The following is a 14,887-nucleotide window of genomic DNA, read 5'->3' as shown; positions in this document are numbered from 1 at the left end:
CGCGCCGCCGCCTGCGCTCCGAACGCACGGCGGCGCGTGGTTCAGGCGCGCAGGTTCAGCCCTGGTCCTGCGGCTGCAGCCGCAGCCAGGCGGCCTGCACCACGCTGCGGACCTGCAACCAGTCCAGGCGCGAGCGCGGATGGTCGCGCAGGAACACGTCGCGCAACTGCGGGGCCACGTCCTCGACGCGCTGGCCGTGGTACTTCAGGTAGGCGTCGTAGGCCAGTTTCAGGGCCGGCTCGTAGTCGGTGAACGCATGCCCGGGCTGATGGAACGGAGCCTGGGCGAAGTGCGCCTTCCAGAAGGCCAGTTCTCTTTCGCGATCCAGCATCACGCAGGCGCGGGGGTCGTGCGGCACATCAATGGCGACGAACATGGTTGCCCTCCCGTTGGTTCCCCCCTCCGGCACCGCGGCGGCGCCGCAGGTGCATCGCGGGCGCAAGTCTATGCCGGGGCGGGTGGCAAGGCGTGGCCGTGGCCTGAAGCATTCTAAGGATGCGCCGGCAGGCGCCGGTTTGCGCCGATCCTGAGTGCCGGCCTGTGGCGCCCGGTCCGGGCGACACGCCACGCGGCAACCGGCCGGCGTCGTGGCCCGATGGCGTTCGCCGGCGGGCGTGGAGGCGGTTGTCCACAGCGCATGTGGAGCGTTGCCCCGGGAACCTGTGGATAAGTCCGCGCGGCCGCGGTGGGGCAGGGCGTAGACGCGGGCTGGCGAAAAAATCGCCGTCGCCGGCCCGGGTCAATCCTCGTCGGAGGCCAGCCGGTGCAGCGCGGCGAAGTCGCGGATCTCGACCACGTGCAGCTGCGGCAGCGCGATCAGGCCCTGCTGGCGCAGCTTGGTGAAGGTGCGGCTGACCGTTTCCATGGTCAGGCCGAGATGGTCGGCGATGTCGCCGCGGCCCATCGGCAAGGTCACCTTGTTGTCGGGGTCGCCCTGGCGCGCGGCGCGGGCGGCGAGCTTGAGCAGGAAGTCGGCCAGCTTCTCGGCCGGCTGCAGCCGCGCCAGTGCCAGCGCCGCGTCCTGCGCCGCGTCCAGCTCCAGGCAGGCGCGCTGCAGCAGCTTGCGCTCCAGTTGCGGGTACTGGCTGCGCAACTGCTGCATCTGCACCACCGGCACCCGGCACACGCGGCTGTCGGTGATCGCCTCGATGTCGTGGCGATGCCTGGCCGATGCGCTGAGTCCCACGTAGTCGCCCGGCAGCACGAAGCCGGCCACCTGGCGGCGGCCGTCGGCCAGCGTGCGCACCAGCCGCAGCGTGCCGGAGGTGACCGTATAGACCGCTTGCCGCGCTTCGCCGGTACGCGCCACGGTGGCACCGGCGGCATAGGGCTGCGAGGTCGTCACCCGCTCCAGCGCCTGTATCTCGTCGCAGGCCAGCGCCGAACAGATCGCCAGGTGGCGCACCGCGCAATGCAGGCATTCGCTCGCGCGCCGATCCTGCACGGCGGCGGGCTCGGCGTAGGGCAGGGCGAATCCGGGAGGAGACCTGGTCATGAACGTGGCATCGGCATCGGCACCTGGGAATGATACGACGATGCGGCCGCCAGCAGTCGCTACGGCTAGAATTGGTGTCCGCTCGTCCCCAGAATCGCAGGAGTTTTGCACGTGATCAAGCCCCGTACGCCGCCCGGCATCATGGAATTGCTGCCGCGTGAGCAGATCGCGTTCCAGCGCATGCTGGACGTCATCCGCCGCAACTACGAGCGGTTCGGGTTCCTGCCGGTGGAGACGCCGGTGTTCGAACTGTCCGACGTGCTGCTGACCAAGTCCGGCGGGGAGACCGAGCGCCAGGTGTACTTCGTGCAGTCCACCGGCGCGCTGGCCAATGCCGCGGCCGCGGGCGAGGGCAGCGGCGAGGGTGGGCTGCCGGGACAATTCCTCCCGGAGCTGGCGCTGCGCTTCGACCTGACCGTGCCGCTGGCGCGCTACGTGGCCGAGCACGAGCACGAGTTGAGTTTCCCGTTCCGCCGCTACCAGATGCAGCGCGTGTACCGCGGCGAGCGCGCCCAGCGCGGCCGTTTCCGCGAGTTCTACCAGTGCGACATCGACGTGATCGGCAAGGACGCGCTGAGCATCCGCTACGACGCCGAGGTGCTGGCGGTGATCCACGCGGTGTTCGCCGAGCTGGGCATCGGCGCGTTCGCGGTGCAGTTGAACAACCGCAAGCTGATGCGCGGCTTCTTCGAGAGCCTGGGCGTGGCCGAGGGCGAGCGCCAGCTGGCGGTGTTGCGCGAGGTCGACAAGCTGGACAAGCGCGGCGCCGACTACGTGCGCGAGACGCTGGCCGGCGAAGGCTTCGCGATCCCGGCCGAGCAGGTCGAGCAGATCCTGGCCTTCGTCGCGGTGCGCTCCAGCGGCCACGACGACGCGCTGGCGCGGCTGGACGCGCTGGACGCGGCGGCCGCATCGAGCGCGACGCTGCGCGAGGGCGTGGCCGAGCTGCGCGAGGTGCTGGCCCTGGTCAAGGCGCTGGGTGTGCCGGAAACCGCGTATTGCCTGAACTTCTCCATCGCCCGCGGCCTGGACTACTACACCGGCAGCGTCTACGAGACCTTGCTGACCGACTACCCGCAGATCGGCTCGATCTGCTCGGGCGGGCGCTACGAGGACCTGGCCAGCCAGTACAGCAAGTCCAAACTGCCGGGCGTGGGCATTTCCATCGGCCTGACCCGGCTGTTCTGGCAGCTGCGCGAGGCCGGGCTGATCGAGGGCATCGCCTCCAGCAGCGTGCAGGCGATGGTCGCGCTGATGGACGAGGCCAGGCTGGACGATGCGCTGGACATCGCCCGGCGCCTGCGCGTCGGCGGCATCAACACCGAAGTGCAGATGGAGCCGAAGAAGGTCGGCAGGCAGTTCCAGTACGCCGCGCGGGCCGGCATCCGCTTCGTGGTGCTGGCCGGCGACGACGAACTGGCGCGCGGCGTGGTTGCGGTCAAGGACCTGGTGCGCGAGCAGCAGTTCGAGGTCGCCCGCGACGAACTGGCCAGCACGCTGCTGGTCGAGCTGGAGCAGGCCAAGGTCATGCCTTGAGCGGGTCTGCCGCGCGGCCCCGGCGGTGCGCGCACGCGCTCGCCGGGGCCGATGCGACAGGTCGCATGGCGCCCTCGCGCCCATCGGGGATCGAACACATCGACGCAACGCCCGCACGTCGCGGCTTGACCCGGCCTATCCAATCGCGCTAACGTACTAACACGCTATTACATTATCGCAATGAAGCAACGACCCGCCACGCAACCCGATCGCGACAGCGACACCTCGTTCAAGGCGCTGACGCGCGCCCTGGCCCACCTGGGCAAGCCGCAGGAGGTCGCCGCGTTCCTGCAGGACCTGTGCACGCCGGCCGAGCTGGAGGCGATGTCCGACCGCTGGCGGGTGGTGCCGTTGCTGCTCAAGGGCGTGCCGTACCGCGAGATCCACGAGCTGACCCAGGTCAGCGTCACCACCATCGGCCGCGTCGCGCGGACCCTGGAATACGGCGCCGGCGGTTATGCCACGGCGCTGCGCCGGCAAGCGGCGCGCCCCTCCGATTCCCATTGAGATGTCCTGATGAGTGCTTCCCTGGCAGCGCCGGCGCGTGACCGGCTGCGTATCGCGATCCAGAAGAGCGGCCGCCTGGCCGAGCCGGCGCGCGCGGTGCTGGCCGCCTGCGGGCTGAGCTGGCGCGAGAGCCGCGACAAGTTGTTCTGCTACGGCGAATCGTTGCCGGTGGACCTGTTGCTGGTGCGCGACGACGACATCCCCGGGCTGATCGCCGATGGCGTCTGCGATTTCGGCATCGTCGGCCGCAACGAACTGGAAGAGCAGGCCGGCGAGCGCCGCCGCAACGGCCTGCCGGAAGCCTACCGCGCGCTGCGCGGACTGAACTTCGGCCAGTGCCGGCTGATGCTGGCGGTGCCCGACAACTGGGAGTGGACCGGCTCGGAGCAACTGCAGGGCAAGCGCATCGCCACCAGCTATCCGGCGGTGCTGGCCGACTGGCTGGAAGCGCGCGGCATCGATGCGCAGGTGGTGGAGCTGTCCGGCTCGGTGGAGATCGCGCCGCGCCTGGGCACCGCCGACCTGATCTGCGACCTGGTCTCCAGCGGCGCGACCCTGGCCGCCAACCAGCTCAAGCCGGTGGAGACGCTGCTGGAAAGCGAGGCGGTGCTGGCCGGGCCGGTGCGCGAGCCGGGCGATGTTCGCGCCGGGCTGGCGGCGATGCTGCTGCGCCGGCTCGACGGCGTGCTCAAGCTGCGCGACAGCAAGTTGCTGATGTTCCGCGCCGCGCGCGACCACGTCGCCGAACTGACCCGGCTGCTGCCCGATGCCGACCCGCTGGTGCAGCTGCCCGGCGACGGCGACGGCCCGCTGCAGTTGCAGACCATGTGCCACGGCGCGATCACCTGGCAGCGCATGGAGGAACTGGAGCGCGCCGGCGCGCAGGGGCTGATGGTGTTGACGGTGGAGCGTTCGCTGGCATGAACCGACTGGAGTGGAATTCGCTCGACGCGCAGGCGCGCACGCAGGCCTTGACCCGGCCGGTGCAGACCGTGGCCGCGCAGACCCGCGCCGCGGTGGCGCAGCTGCTGGAGGACGTGCGCGGCCGCGGCGATGCGGCATTGCGCGAGATCACCGCGCGTTTCGACGGCGTGGTGCTGCAGCGTTTCGAAGTCACCGCCGACGAGTTCGCCGCCGCCGAAGCCGCGGTGCCGGCGGTGCTGCGCGAGGCGATGGCGCAGGCGGCGGCGCGGATCGAGACCTTCCACCGCGCCGGCATGGCCCAACCCTACGCGGTGGAAACCGCGCCCGGCGTGGTCTGCGAGCGGGTGGTGCGGCCGATCGGCCGGGTCGGCCTGTACGTGCCGGCCGGCAGTGCGCCGCTGCCGTCCACCGCGCTGATGCTGTGCGTGCCGGCGGCGCTGGCCGGCTGCCGCGAGGTGGTGCTGTGCACGCCGCCGCGCGCCGACGGTTCGGCCGATCCGGCGGTGCTGGTCGCCGCCAGGCTGACCGGCGTGGATCGGGTGTTCAAGCTTGGCGGCGCGCAGGCGATCGCGGCGATGGGCTTCGGCACCGCCTCGGTGCCGTCGTGCGACAAGCTGTTCGGCCCGGGCAACGGCTACGTGACCGAGGCCAAGCAGCAGCTGGCGCAGGCCGGCGCGGCGGCGATCGACATGCCGGCCGGGCCGTCCGAGGTGCTGGTGATCGCCGACGTCGGCGCCAATGCCGCCTTCGTCGCCGCCGACCTGCTGTCGCAGGCCGAACACGGCCCGGATTCGCAGGTGCTGCTGCTGTCCGACAGCGCCGAGCTGATCGATGCGGTCGAGGACGAGATCGAACGCCAGCTGGCGACGCTGCCGCGTGCGGCGATCGCGCGCCAGGCGCTGGCCGCGTCGCGGCTGATCCAGGTCGGCACGCTCGAGGACGCCTTCGCGATCAGCAACCGCTATGCGCCCGAGCACCTGATCCTGGCGCTGCGCGAGCCGCGCGCCTGGCTGGAGCGGGTCGAGGCGGCCGGCTCGGTGTTTCTCGGCGATTTCACTCCCGAAGCGCTGGGCGACTATTGCAGCGGCACCAACCACGTGTTGCCGACCAACGGCGCCGCGCGTGCCTACAGCGGGGTCAGCGTCGCCAGTTTCCAGAATTTTGTCAGCGTGCAGGCCGCCAGCCGCGCCGGCATCGCCGCGATCGGCGCCTGCGCGGTGACCATGGCGCGCGCCGAGGGCCTGGATGCGCATGCCAATGCGGTGGCGCTGCGGATGGAGAAGGCGGCATGAGCGCGCCGCTCGAGACGCAGGCGCCGGGCTCGATGCTGGCATTGGTGCGCCACGACCTGCGCGACTTCGCCGGGTATGCCTCGGCGCGCAGCAGCGCGCTGCAGGGCGAGGTCTGGCTCAATGCCAACGAATCGGCCTGGGCCAATCCCGCCGACCGCGACGCCGGCAATCGCCGCTATCCGGATCCGCAGCCGCCGGCGCTGCGTTCGGCGCTGGCGTCGCTGTACGCGTGCGCGCCGGAGCAGCTGCTGCTCGGGCGCGGCAGCGACGAGGCCATCGACCTGCTGCTGCGCGCGCTGTGCGAGCCGGGCCGCGACGCGATCGTGATCACGCCGCCGGTGTTCGGCATGTATGCGGTGTGCGCGCGCTTGCAGAATGCGCGCATCGTCGAAGTGCCGTTGCGCGACGCCGCCGCGGGCCTGGTCACCGACATCGATACGGTGGTGGAGGCGGCGCTGACGCAGATGGCCAAGCTGGTGTTCCTGTGCGCGCCGGGCAATCCCAGCGGCGCAGCGATTCCGCTGGCCGACATCGAACGTGCCGCCGTGCGCCTGCATGGGCGCGCCTTGCTGGTGGTCGACGAGGCCTATGGCGAATTCTCCGACGTGCCCTCGGCGACCACGCTGCTGGCGCGCCACCCCAACGTGGCGGTGCTGCGCACGTTGTCCAAGGCGCATGCGCTGGCCGCGGCGCGGATCGGCTGCGTGATCGCCGATCCGGCGCTGATCGCGGTGCTGCGCCGCTGCCAGGCGCCGTATCCGATCCCGGCGCCGTGCACGCAGCTGGCGCTGGCCGCGCTGCAGCCCGAGCCGCTGCGCCAGACTGGATTGCGCGTGGCCGAGATCCGCCGCGAGCGCGAGCACATGTCCACCGCGCTGGCCGCGTTGCCCGGCGTGCGCCGCGTATACCCCTCGCAGGGCAACTTCCTGCTGCTGCGCTTCGACGATGCCGAAGGCGCGTTCCGCGCCTTGCTCGGCGCCGGTGTGGTGGTGCGCGACCAGCGCGCCGCGCCGACCCTGGGCGATGCGTTGCGCATCACCCTCGGCACTCCGGAGCAGAACCAGCGCGTGCTCGGCGCCTTGCAGGTGGGGAGGGCGGCGGCATGAGCCCGATCCTGTTCGTCGACCGCGACGGCACCCTGATCGAGGAGCCGGCCGATTTCCAGATCGATGCCTACGAGAAGCTGCGCTTCGTGCGGGACGTGATCCCGGCGATGCTCAAGCTGCGCGATGCCGGCTACCAGTTCGTCATCGTCAGCAACCAGGACGGCCTGGGCGGCGAGGCCTATCCGCAGGCCGCGTTCGACGGCCCCAACGACCTGATGCTGCAGATCTTCGCCAGCCAGGGCATCGTGTTCCGCGAGGTGCTGGTCGACCGCAGCTGGCCGGCCGACAACGCGCCCACGCGCAAGCCCGGCATCGGCCTGATGCTGCCCTACCTGCAGGACCGCAGCATCGACTGGGCGCGTTCGGCGATGGTCGGCGACCGCATCACCGACATCCAGTTCGCCGAGAATCTGCGCATCCGCGGCTTCCAACTGCAGACCGAACAGTTCGGCGGCGATTGGGATTGGGCCGGCATCGCCCACGAACTGGCCGATGCGCCGCGCCGCGCCAAGGTGCAGCGCGACACCAAGGAAACCCGGATCAGCGTCGAGATCGATCTGGACCTGGCGCGCGACCCGCATTGCGCCACCGGCCTGCCGTTCTTCGATCACATGCTCGAGCAGATCGGCAAGCACGGCGGTTTCGCCCTGGATGTGCGCGCCGAGGGCGACCTGCATATCGACGAGCACCACACCATCGAGGACACCGGCCTGGCGCTGGGCCAGGCCCTGCGCCAGGCGCTGGGCGACAAGCGCGGCATCGGCCGCTACGGCTTCGATCCGCCGGACAGCCCGTGGCTGGCGGCCGGCGACGACGCCCGCCTCGGTTTCACCCTGCCGATGGACGAGACCCTGGCCAGTGCCGCGCTGGATTTCAGCGGCCGCCCGTATTTCGTGTTCGAAGGCGAGTTCAAGCGCGAACGCGTCGGCGACCTGCCGACCGAACTGGTGCCGCATTTCTTCCGTTCGCTGTGCGATGCGTCGGGGCTGAACCTGCATCTGAGCGTGCGCGGCGACAACGACCACCACAAGGTCGAGGCCTGCTTCAAGGCGCTGGCGCGCGCATTGCGCCAGGCGCTGCGCCGCGACGGCGCCGCGCTGCCTTCGACCAAGGGCGTGCTGTGATGCACGCAGGCTCTTCGAGGACGCTGCGATGACCGATGTCGCACTGATCGATGCCGGCGGCGCCAACCTCGGTTCGGTGCGCTATGCGCTCGAACGCCTGGGCGTGGAAGCCAGGCTGGTGCGCGACGCCGCCGGGCTGCAGGGTGCCGACCGGGTGATCCTGCCCGGCGTCGGTGCCGCGCCGCATGCGATGGCGCGGCTGCGCGAGCAAGGCCTGATCGAGCCGCTGCGTGCGCTCGAGGTGCCGCTGATCGGCATCTGCCTGGGCATGCAGCTGCTGTTCGAACACTCCGAGGAGGGCGACGTCGATTGCCTGGGCCTGCTGACCGGCGTGGTCCGGCACATGCCGCCGGCGCTGGGCATCCGCATCCCGCACATGGGCTGGAACCGGCTGTTGCCGATGCGCGCCTCGCCGCTGCTGGACGGCCTGCCGGACACCGCCACGGCCTATTTCGTGCACGGCTACGCCGCACCGGTCACTGCCGACACCGTGGCCGCCTGCGACCACGGCGGCCTGTTCACTGCGGTGGTGCAGCGCGGCCGCCGCTGCGGCGCGCAATTCCATCCCGAGCGCTCGGCGAGCACCGGCGCGCGCATCCTGCGCAACTTTCTCGAGACCGATTTCCCATGAGCTTCATCGTCTATCCCGCGTTGGACATCCGCGACGGTCGCGTGGTGCGCCTGGCGCAGGGAGACTATGCCCGCGAAACCCACTACGGCGACGATCCGCTGCCGCGCGCGCAGGCCTTCGCCGATGCCGGCGCGCATTGGATGCACCTGGTCGACCTGGATGCGGCGCGCGCCGGCGGCTACACCCTGGCGCCGCTGCTGAGCCGGATCCGCGCGCAGACCGGGCTGCAGGTGCAGACCGGCGGCGGCGTGCGCTCGCGCGCCGACGTGCAGCGCATCCTCGACGCCGGCGCCGCACGCGTGGTGATCGGCTCGTTGGCAGTGCGCGATCGCGAGTCGGTGCTGGAATGGCTGGCCGAATTCGGTCCCGAGCGCATCACCGTGGCGCTGGACACCCGCCAGGACGCGCAGGGCGTATGGCGGCTGCCGGTGCTGGGCTGGACCGAGACCTCCTCGCTGACCCTGGAAGCGCTGGCGGTCGAATACGCCGCGGCCGGGCTCAAACACCTGCTGTGCACCGACATTGCCCGCGACGGCATGCTGTCCGGGCCGAACCTGGCGCTGTACGCCTACCTGCGGCAGATCGCGCCGGGCGTGGACGTGCAGGCCTCCGGTGGCATCCGCGACGCCGCCGACGTGCGCGCCGCGCGCGAGGTCGGCTGCGCCGGCGCGGTGCTCGGCAAGTCGCTGCTGGAAGGGCGGCTGACGCTGCACGAGGCGTTGGCATGCTGAGCCGGCGCATCATCCCGTGCCTGGACGTGCGCGACGGCCGCGTGGTCAAGGGCGTCAAGTTCCGCGACCACATCGACATGGGCGACATCGTCGAGCTGGCGCTGCGCTACCGCGACCAGGGCGCCGACGAACTGGTGTTCTACGACATCGGCGCCAGCCCGGAAGGGCGCTCGGTGGACTACGCCTGGGTCGAGCGCGTGGCGCGGCTGATCGACATCCCGTTCTGCGTGGCCGGCGGCATCCGCGACGTGGCCACCGCGCGCGCGGTGCTGCACGCCGGCGCCGACAAGATCTCGATCAACTCGCCGGCGCTGGAACGGCCGGCGCTGATCGCCGAACTGGCCGAGGCCTTCGGCGTGCAATGCGTGGTGGTCGGCATCGATTCGACCCGCGAGGACGACGGCCAGTGGCGCGTGCGCCGCTTCAGCGGCGATCCGAGCAAGACCCAGGCGCTGCGCGTGCGCACCGTGGACTGGGTGGTGGAGGCGCAGCAGCTCGGCGCCGGCGAGATCGTGCTCAACTGCATGGACAACGACGGCGTGCGCCGCGGCTACGACATCGCCCAGCTGTTCGAGGTGCGCACGCTGTGCAAGGTGCCGCTGATCGCTTCCGGCGGCGCCGGCGAGATGCAGCACTTCGCCGATGTGTTCGAACAGGCCGACGTGGACGGCGCGCTGGCCGCCAGCGTGTTCCACAGCGGCGCGATTCCGATTCCCGAGCTCAAGCGCTTCCTGCGCCAACGACAGATCGAGGTGCGCGATGGCGCATGAGCACGCAGATGCCGCCGCGACCGCGGATGCGGCGCTGGACGGGAGCACGCTGGACTGGAGCAAGGGCGACGGCCTGCTGCCGGTGGTGGTGCAGGACGCGGCCACGCTGCGCGTGCTGATGCTCGGCTACATGAACGCCGAAGCGCTGGCCGCGACCCGTGCCAGCGGCAAGGTCACCTTCTACAGCCGCAGCAAGCAGCGCCTGTGGACCAAGGGCGAAAGCTCGGGCAACACCCTGGACCTGGTCTCGATCGAGACCGACTGCGACCGCGACACCTTGCTGGTGCTGGCGCACCCGCACGGGCCGACCTGCCACCTGGGCCGCAGCAGCTGCTTCCCGCAGGCGCCGGGCCAGTTCCTGGGCGCGCTCGACCGCCTGGTCGCACAGCGCGAACGCGAGCGTCCGCCCGGCAGCTACACCACGCAATTGTTCGAGAAGGGCACGCGGCGCATCGCGCAGAAGGTCGGCGAGGAAGGCGTGGAGACCGCATTGGCCGGCGTGGCGCAGGGCGACGCCGAGCTGCTCGGCGAATCGGCCGACCTGCTGTACCACCTGACCGTGCTGCTGCGCGCGCGCGGCCTGGCGCTGGCCGACGCGGTCGCGGTGCTGGAAGCGCGGCACAAGTAAGCTGGCGGAAGCTGGCGGTGTGGCGGTCATCGCCGTGCCGCGGCGGACGGCTACAATCGCGGTTCCCCCGATTGCCGGACTTCCCGCATGTCGCTGCGCGCCGTAGTGCTTCTCTGCCTGGTGACCGCCGCCGCGCCCGCGCTGGCGCAGTCGGCCACGATCAGCGGCAGCGTCTACCAGGAGCGCGACGGCCATGCGCGCCGCGGCAGCGGCGAGCGCGGCATCGCCGGCGTGCAGGTGTCCGACGGCGTGCACATCGTGCGCACCGATGCGCAAGGCCGCTACAGCATCGAGGTGGAGCCGGGGCGGACGGTCTTCGTGATCAAGCCCGACGGCTATGCCTTCGCCAGCGCCGGCAACGGCTTGCCGGCGTACTGGCGGCACTATGCGCCGGCCGGATCGCCTGCGCTCAAGTATCCCGGGATCGCGCCGACCAGCGGCGCAACCACCGGCTGGGACTTCGCGCTGCGTGCGCAGCCGGCCGCGGCCAGCACCGAGGTGCTGGTGTTCGCCGACACCCAGACCGCCTCGGCCACCGACGTCGGCTACTACGCGCGCGACATCATTGCTCCACTGCTCGGCAGGACCCATGCGCGCCTGGGCACCACCCTGGGCGACGTGGTCAGCGACGACCTGTCGCTGTATCCGGCGCTGAACGCCGAAACCGCCAGGCTCGGCGTGCCGTGGTTCCACGTACCAGGCAACCACGACCTGAACTTCGATGCGGCCGACGATGCCGGCTCGCTGTCCAGCTGGCGCGCGACCTACGGCCCGGACACCTACGTGGTGGAAGAGGGCGGCGCCAGCTTCGTGTTCCTCGACGACGTGGTCTACCAGCCGCAGCAGCAGCCCAAGTACGTCGGCGGCCTGCGCGAGGACCAGTTCGCGTTCCTGCAGGCCTACCTGGCGACGCTGCCGAAGCAGCGGCTACTGGTGCTGGGCATGCATATCCACCTGTTCGATGCCGTCCCGGGCAAGGAGACCTTTCGCCACGCCGACCGCGCGCGGCTGTTCGCGCTGCTGAAGGACTTCCCGCACGTGCTGGTGCTTACCGGCCACAGCCATACCCAGCGGCACGTCTACTACACCGCGGCCGACGGCTGGCAGGGCGCGACGCCGCTGCACGAGTACAACGTCGGCGCGGCCTGCGGCGCGTTCTGGTCCGGCGCCAAGGATGCCGACGGCATTCCCGCCGCGACCATGGCCGACGGCACCCCGAACGGCTATGCGCTGCTGACCGTGCAGCGCGATGGCCGCTATGCGCTGGCTTACCACGCCGCGCGCGCGGGCCGACGATGCACCGATGACCCTGCACGCGCCGAAAGTGCTGCGCCGCGGCGCCTATCCGGCCTGGGCGGTGTATGCGAACGTGTTCATGGGCGAGGACGACAGCCGCGTGGAGTACCGCATCGACGAGGGCGCATGGAAGCCGATGGTCCGCGTGCAGCAGCCGGATCCTGACCTGCTCGCCGAGAACGCGCGCGACGATGCCGCCGAGGCGCTGCGCGGCTACGACCGCTCGCCGGAAGCGATCCCGTCGCAGCATCTGTGGCGTGGCACCTTGCCGACCGACCGGAGCGCCGGCGGGCACCGCATCGAGGTACGCGCCTTCGACCGCTGGCGCGGCGAGCAGCGCGCCAGCACCGGCTATCGCCTGCAGGAGCCCTGACTGCGCGCCGCGGATCGGCGCGTTGATGCGATGGGTTTCTTGCCGGGCAAGTGGCGAGCGTTTCACCTTCCTGCGTCGGGACTGAAGTCCCTCCCACAATGCACCCCCAGCCCGCTGCTGCGCGCCTTTGTAGGCGGTTTCAAGCGCGACGAACGAAGTGGCAGGCTTGACGGCTTCGGACAGCGTCGGGGCTGAAGCCCCTCCCACAGTGCACCCAGCCGGCTCAGCGCAAGTCCCTTGTGGGAGCGCTTCAGTCGCGACGAACGCAGCGGGAAATCCACAGGCTTCGGATAAGGCCGAGGCCGGTCTTGCGCAGACCCCGGAAACAAAAACGCCTCCACGAGGGAGGCCGGCGAAAGCAGGTGATCCTGGCTGGCGAGCGAAGGCGAGCGGGCGGAAGGATCGGGCGCAACTGGCTGGCGTAAAGGCTGGCGGGCTTGCTGCGGGACCAAGTCTAGCGAGCGTCGCACTTCGGCGATCAAACGCGAATCACTTGCATCTGATCGCGGAGAGGCGCTTGAAAAACCTGCGCGCGACGTCGCACGGCGTACTTGGTCGCGAGCGTCTGCGCAGCGTCGCCGTGCAGATGTCAGTGGCGGGACGCCGCCGCGGACGGCGCTGCCGACGCGGGTGCGTGCACCGAACCTGCGGCCGCTGCCTTGGCCTGGCCAGCGGCATTCGGAACCGACGCCGTTTCCGGTGTCGCATTGGCCTTGCCGTTCGCACTGGCCTTGCCGTCGGCAGTCGGTTCTGGCGCTGCTGTCGTTTTCATCTCCGTGTTTGCTGGCGTCTCCGGCTCCGGATAGGGATACGCCGGCGCCGCGACCGGCTGCAGCTGCGCGCGCCAGCGCTGCAGCAGCGGCGCGATGCGCGCGCCGACGTACAGCTGCGGATACGACGGCGCTTCGCCTTGGGCATGTTCACGGGCGGTGATCTCGGCCGTGGCCAGGCGATAGCTTTCGACGAAGTCGCTGCTGCGCGCCAGCGCGTCGATCAGCCAGGCGCGGCCGAAATAGGTGGCGCTGGCGGTGTTGCCGCAGCCGAACGAGGGCCGGTCGCGGCGCGCGGCGGTGATGATCAGCGTGTCCGGACTCTGCAGCGCCGGCACGAAGCCGCCCGCGTAGCACGCCGACAGCACGATCACCCGGTTGCGGATGCCGGCGTCGTCGAGCAGCCCGCGTAGTTCCTTGGGCGTGATGGTGTCGTAGTCGGCGTCCTCGCCAGGGCCGAACTGCACATACAGCTCGTGTTGCGCGGTGCCGTGGCTGGTCAGGAATAGCAGCAGCGCGTCCTCGCGCTTGTCCATCAGCGTGCCGATCCGCTGCAGCGTATCGGCCAGGTTGTCGTACGAGGCCTGCGGCGCGTAGGCGTGGGCGCCGAGATTGTCGGCGTGGTTGATCAGGGTGACGATGCGCCCTGCCGCATCGAAGCGCTGCGCGAATAACTGGCGCAGGTACAGGGTCTCGTTGCGGAACACGTCCTCGCTGGCGTCGCCGGCGAAGCCGACCACGTACAGGTCGGTCACCCCCGGCCGCTGCGGTCGCAGCGCGGCCAGCGCCTTGTGCAGCTGCGCCTGGTCGAGCGGATCGACCGGCGCTTCGGCCTGCGCTGGCGCCTGCGCCGCGCCGGCATCCGCATGGCAGGCGGGCAGCAGCAGCGCCAGCAGCAGGGCCAGGGCCAGGCGGCGGTGCGGCACGCGGAGGCTGCGCAGGAACGAAGGCATGGGCGGCGGCGGAGAAAGGAGGCGGTAGCGCGCGGCGGGTGCCGCGACGCTCAGAACGCCAGCTCGGCGAAGCTCTCCACGCGCCGGTGGCCGTTGCAGGCAGCGTCGCGGCGCGGTTCGGGATAGTCGTCGCGGCGATCGACCAGCACCGTGTCCAGTCCGGCCTCGCGCGCGGCATCGAGTTCGGCGACCACGTCGGACAGGAACACGATCTGCGCGGGCGCTGCGCCGGTGGCCTCGGCGATGCGCGCGTAACTGGCCGCCTCGCGCTTGGCACCGATTTCGGTGTCGAACCAGCCGGAGAACAGCCCGCTCAGGTCGCCGGCGTCGCTATGGCCGAAGAACAGCTTCTGCGCCGGCACCGAGCCGGACGAGTACACGTACAGCGGGTGCCCACCGGCATGCCAGCGGCGCAGCGCCGGTGCGGCGTCGGGGTAGATGTGCGCGGCGAAGTCGGCGTCGCGGTAGCCGGCCTCCCAGATCATGCCCTGCAGCGCCTTCAGCGCGGTGTGCTTGCGGTCCTGGTCGATCCAGCCCTGCAGCGTCTCCACGATCACCGCATCGCTGCAGATGCCGCCGGATTCGCTCGCCACCGCGTCCAGCCATTGCCGCACCTGCGGCTGCTGGCCGTGCGCGCGCACGAACTCGGGCAGGGCGCGGCGCGCATAGGGGAACAGCACGTCCTTGACGAAGCAGATGCTGCTGGTGGTGCCTTCGATGTCGGTCAGGATCATGCGCGGGCTGCCCATCG

14 protein-coding genes and 1 pseudogene are annotated in these 14,887 nt (G+C 70.8%); 11 read left to right on the top strand and 4 right to left on the bottom strand.

Features of this window, described 5'->3' with window-relative positions; all coding sequences use genetic code 11:
* Nucleotides 1-55 precede the first annotated feature (55 nt).
* Nucleotides 56-376, bottom strand: a complete 321-nt coding sequence (locus FZ025_RS00320; protein WP_046981758.1) for a hypothetical protein — start codon at nucleotides 374-376, stop codon at nucleotides 56-58.
* A gap of 363 nt (nucleotides 377-739) precedes the next feature.
* Entirely contained in the window at nucleotides 740-1,405 is a 666-nt protein-coding gene (locus tag FZ025_RS00315) for a Crp/Fnr family transcriptional regulator (protein ID WP_386269907.1), read from the bottom strand.
* A 201-nt stretch (nucleotides 1,406-1,606) separates the two neighbouring features.
* Here FZ025_RS00315 and hisS point away from each other — a divergent pair, with 201 nt between their 5' ends.
* The 11 genes and pseudogenes from hisS (at nucleotide 1,607) to FZ025_RS00260 (ending at nucleotide 12,413) form a co-directional block, all read left to right on the top strand.
* Nucleotides 1,607-3,031 (top strand): histidine--tRNA ligase, encoded by a 1,425-nt coding sequence (hisS, locus tag FZ025_RS00310; RefSeq protein ID WP_046981756.1) that lies wholly within the window; start codon nucleotides 1,607-1,609, stop codon nucleotides 3,029-3,031.
* Between the two features lie 180 nt (nucleotides 3,032-3,211).
* Nucleotides 3,212-3,538 carry a YerC/YecD family TrpR-related protein gene (locus tag FZ025_RS00305; RefSeq protein WP_046981755.1) on the top strand — a complete coding sequence of 109 codons (327 nt, stop codon included), beginning with the start codon at nucleotides 3,212-3,214 and terminating at the stop codon, nucleotides 3,536-3,538.
* Nucleotides 3,539-3,547: 9 nt separating this feature from the next.
* Complete coding sequence (gene hisG, locus FZ025_RS00300) at nucleotides 3,548-4,462, top strand: ATP phosphoribosyltransferase (RefSeq protein WP_046981754.1); 915 nt, start codon at nucleotides 3,548-3,550, stop codon at nucleotides 4,460-4,462.
* Nucleotides 4,459-5,754, top strand: coding sequence for a histidinol dehydrogenase (hisD, locus tag FZ025_RS00295; protein ID WP_104558322.1), 1,296 nt, complete (start codon nucleotides 4,459-4,461; stop codon nucleotides 5,752-5,754). Before hisG ends, hisD begins: the two co-directional genes overlap by 4 nt.
* A complete protein-coding gene (hisC, locus tag FZ025_RS00290) occupies nucleotides 5,751-6,860 on the top strand; it encodes a histidinol-phosphate transaminase (protein ID WP_046977512.1) in 1,110 nt (369 codons plus the stop codon). The genes hisD and hisC overlap by 4 nt, the downstream gene beginning before the upstream one ends.
* Nucleotides 6,857-7,984 (top strand): bifunctional histidinol-phosphatase/imidazoleglycerol-phosphate dehydratase HisB, encoded by a 1,128-nt coding sequence (gene hisB / locus FZ025_RS00285; protein ID WP_046977511.1) that lies wholly within the window; start codon nucleotides 6,857-6,859, stop codon nucleotides 7,982-7,984. The genes hisC and hisB overlap by 4 nt, the downstream gene beginning before the upstream one ends.
* A gap of 28 nt (nucleotides 7,985-8,012) precedes the next feature.
* A complete protein-coding gene (hisH, locus tag FZ025_RS00280; RefSeq protein WP_046977510.1) occupies nucleotides 8,013-8,615 on the top strand; it encodes an imidazole glycerol phosphate synthase subunit HisH in 603 nt (200 codons plus the stop codon).
* On the top strand, nucleotides 8,612-9,346 hold the full coding sequence (hisA, locus tag FZ025_RS00275) for a 1-(5-phosphoribosyl)-5-[(5-phosphoribosylamino)methylideneamino]imidazole-4-carboxamide isomerase (protein WP_046977509.1): 735 nt from the start codon (nucleotides 8,612-8,614) through the stop codon (nucleotides 9,344-9,346). The genes hisH and hisA overlap by 4 nt, the downstream gene beginning before the upstream one ends.
* Nucleotides 9,340-10,116, top strand: a complete 777-nt coding sequence (gene hisF, locus FZ025_RS00270; protein WP_046977508.1) for an imidazole glycerol phosphate synthase subunit HisF — start codon at nucleotides 9,340-9,342, stop codon at nucleotides 10,114-10,116. Before hisA ends, hisF begins: the two co-directional genes overlap by 7 nt.
* A complete protein-coding gene (gene hisIE / locus FZ025_RS00265; protein WP_046977507.1) occupies nucleotides 10,106-10,744 on the top strand; it encodes a bifunctional phosphoribosyl-AMP cyclohydrolase/phosphoribosyl-ATP diphosphatase HisIE in 639 nt (212 codons plus the stop codon). Before hisF ends, hisIE begins: the two co-directional genes overlap by 11 nt.
* 87 nt (nucleotides 10,745-10,831) lie before the next feature.
* Nucleotides 10,832-12,413: pseudogene (locus FZ025_RS00260) on the top strand (calcineurin-like phosphoesterase C-terminal domain-containing protein).
* 589 nt (nucleotides 12,414-13,002) lie between these two features.
* Here the strand turns inward: FZ025_RS00260 and FZ025_RS00255 are convergent.
* Nucleotides 13,003-14,136: a C13 family peptidase gene (locus FZ025_RS00255; protein ID WP_046977505.1), complete on the bottom strand. Its 1,134-nt coding sequence runs from the start codon at nucleotides 14,134-14,136 to the stop codon at nucleotides 13,003-13,005.
* 50 nt (nucleotides 14,137-14,186) lie between these two features.
* Nucleotides 14,187-14,885 (bottom strand): acireductone synthase, encoded by a 699-nt coding sequence (gene mtnC / locus FZ025_RS00250; protein ID WP_046977504.1) that lies wholly within the window; start codon nucleotides 14,883-14,885, stop codon nucleotides 14,187-14,189.
* Nucleotides 14,886-14,887 lie beyond the last annotated feature (2 nt).

Source organism: Xanthomonas hyacinthi (genome assembly GCF_009769165.1).
Taxonomy (GTDB): domain Bacteria; phylum Pseudomonadota; class Gammaproteobacteria; order Xanthomonadales; family Xanthomonadaceae; genus Xanthomonas_A; species Xanthomonas_A hyacinthi.
Note: the sequence above shows the minus strand (reverse complement) of the source record. Positions and strands in the feature narration are given on the sequence as shown.

Excerpts from the sequence above, each read along its gene's own strand:
- FZ025_RS00320 (WP_046981758.1), bottom strand. The coding sequence starts at position 376 with ATGTTCGTCGCCATTGATGTGCCGCACGACCCCCGCGCCTGCGTGATG.
- FZ025_RS00305 (WP_046981755.1), top strand. The coding sequence starts at position 3,212 with ATGAAGCAACGACCCGCCACGCAACCCGATCGCGACAGCGACACCTCG.
- hisG (WP_046981754.1), top strand. The coding sequence starts at position 3,548 with ATGAGTGCTTCCCTGGCAGCGCCGGCGCGTGACCGGCTGCGTATCGCG.
- hisD (WP_104558322.1), top strand. The coding sequence starts at position 4,459 with ATGAACCGACTGGAGTGGAATTCGCTCGACGCGCAGGCGCGCACGCAG.
- hisC (WP_046977512.1), top strand. The coding sequence starts at position 5,751 with ATGAGCGCGCCGCTCGAGACGCAGGCGCCGGGCTCGATGCTGGCATTG.
- hisB (WP_046977511.1), top strand. The coding sequence starts at position 6,857 with ATGAGCCCGATCCTGTTCGTCGACCGCGACGGCACCCTGATCGAGGAG.
- hisH (WP_046977510.1), top strand. The coding sequence starts at position 8,013 with ATGACCGATGTCGCACTGATCGATGCCGGCGGCGCCAACCTCGGTTCG.
- hisA (WP_046977509.1), top strand. The coding sequence starts at position 8,612 with ATGAGCTTCATCGTCTATCCCGCGTTGGACATCCGCGACGGTCGCGTG.
- hisF (WP_046977508.1), top strand. The coding sequence starts at position 9,340 with ATGCTGAGCCGGCGCATCATCCCGTGCCTGGACGTGCGCGACGGCCGC.
- hisIE (WP_046977507.1), top strand. The coding sequence starts at position 10,106 with ATGGCGCATGAGCACGCAGATGCCGCCGCGACCGCGGATGCGGCGCTG.
- FZ025_RS00255 (WP_046977505.1), bottom strand. The coding sequence starts at position 14,136 with ATGCCTTCGTTCCTGCGCAGCCTCCGCGTGCCGCACCGCCGCCTGGCC.
- mtnC (WP_046977504.1), bottom strand. The coding sequence starts at position 14,885 with ATGGGCAGCCCGCGCATGATCCTGACCGACATCGAAGGCACCACCAGC.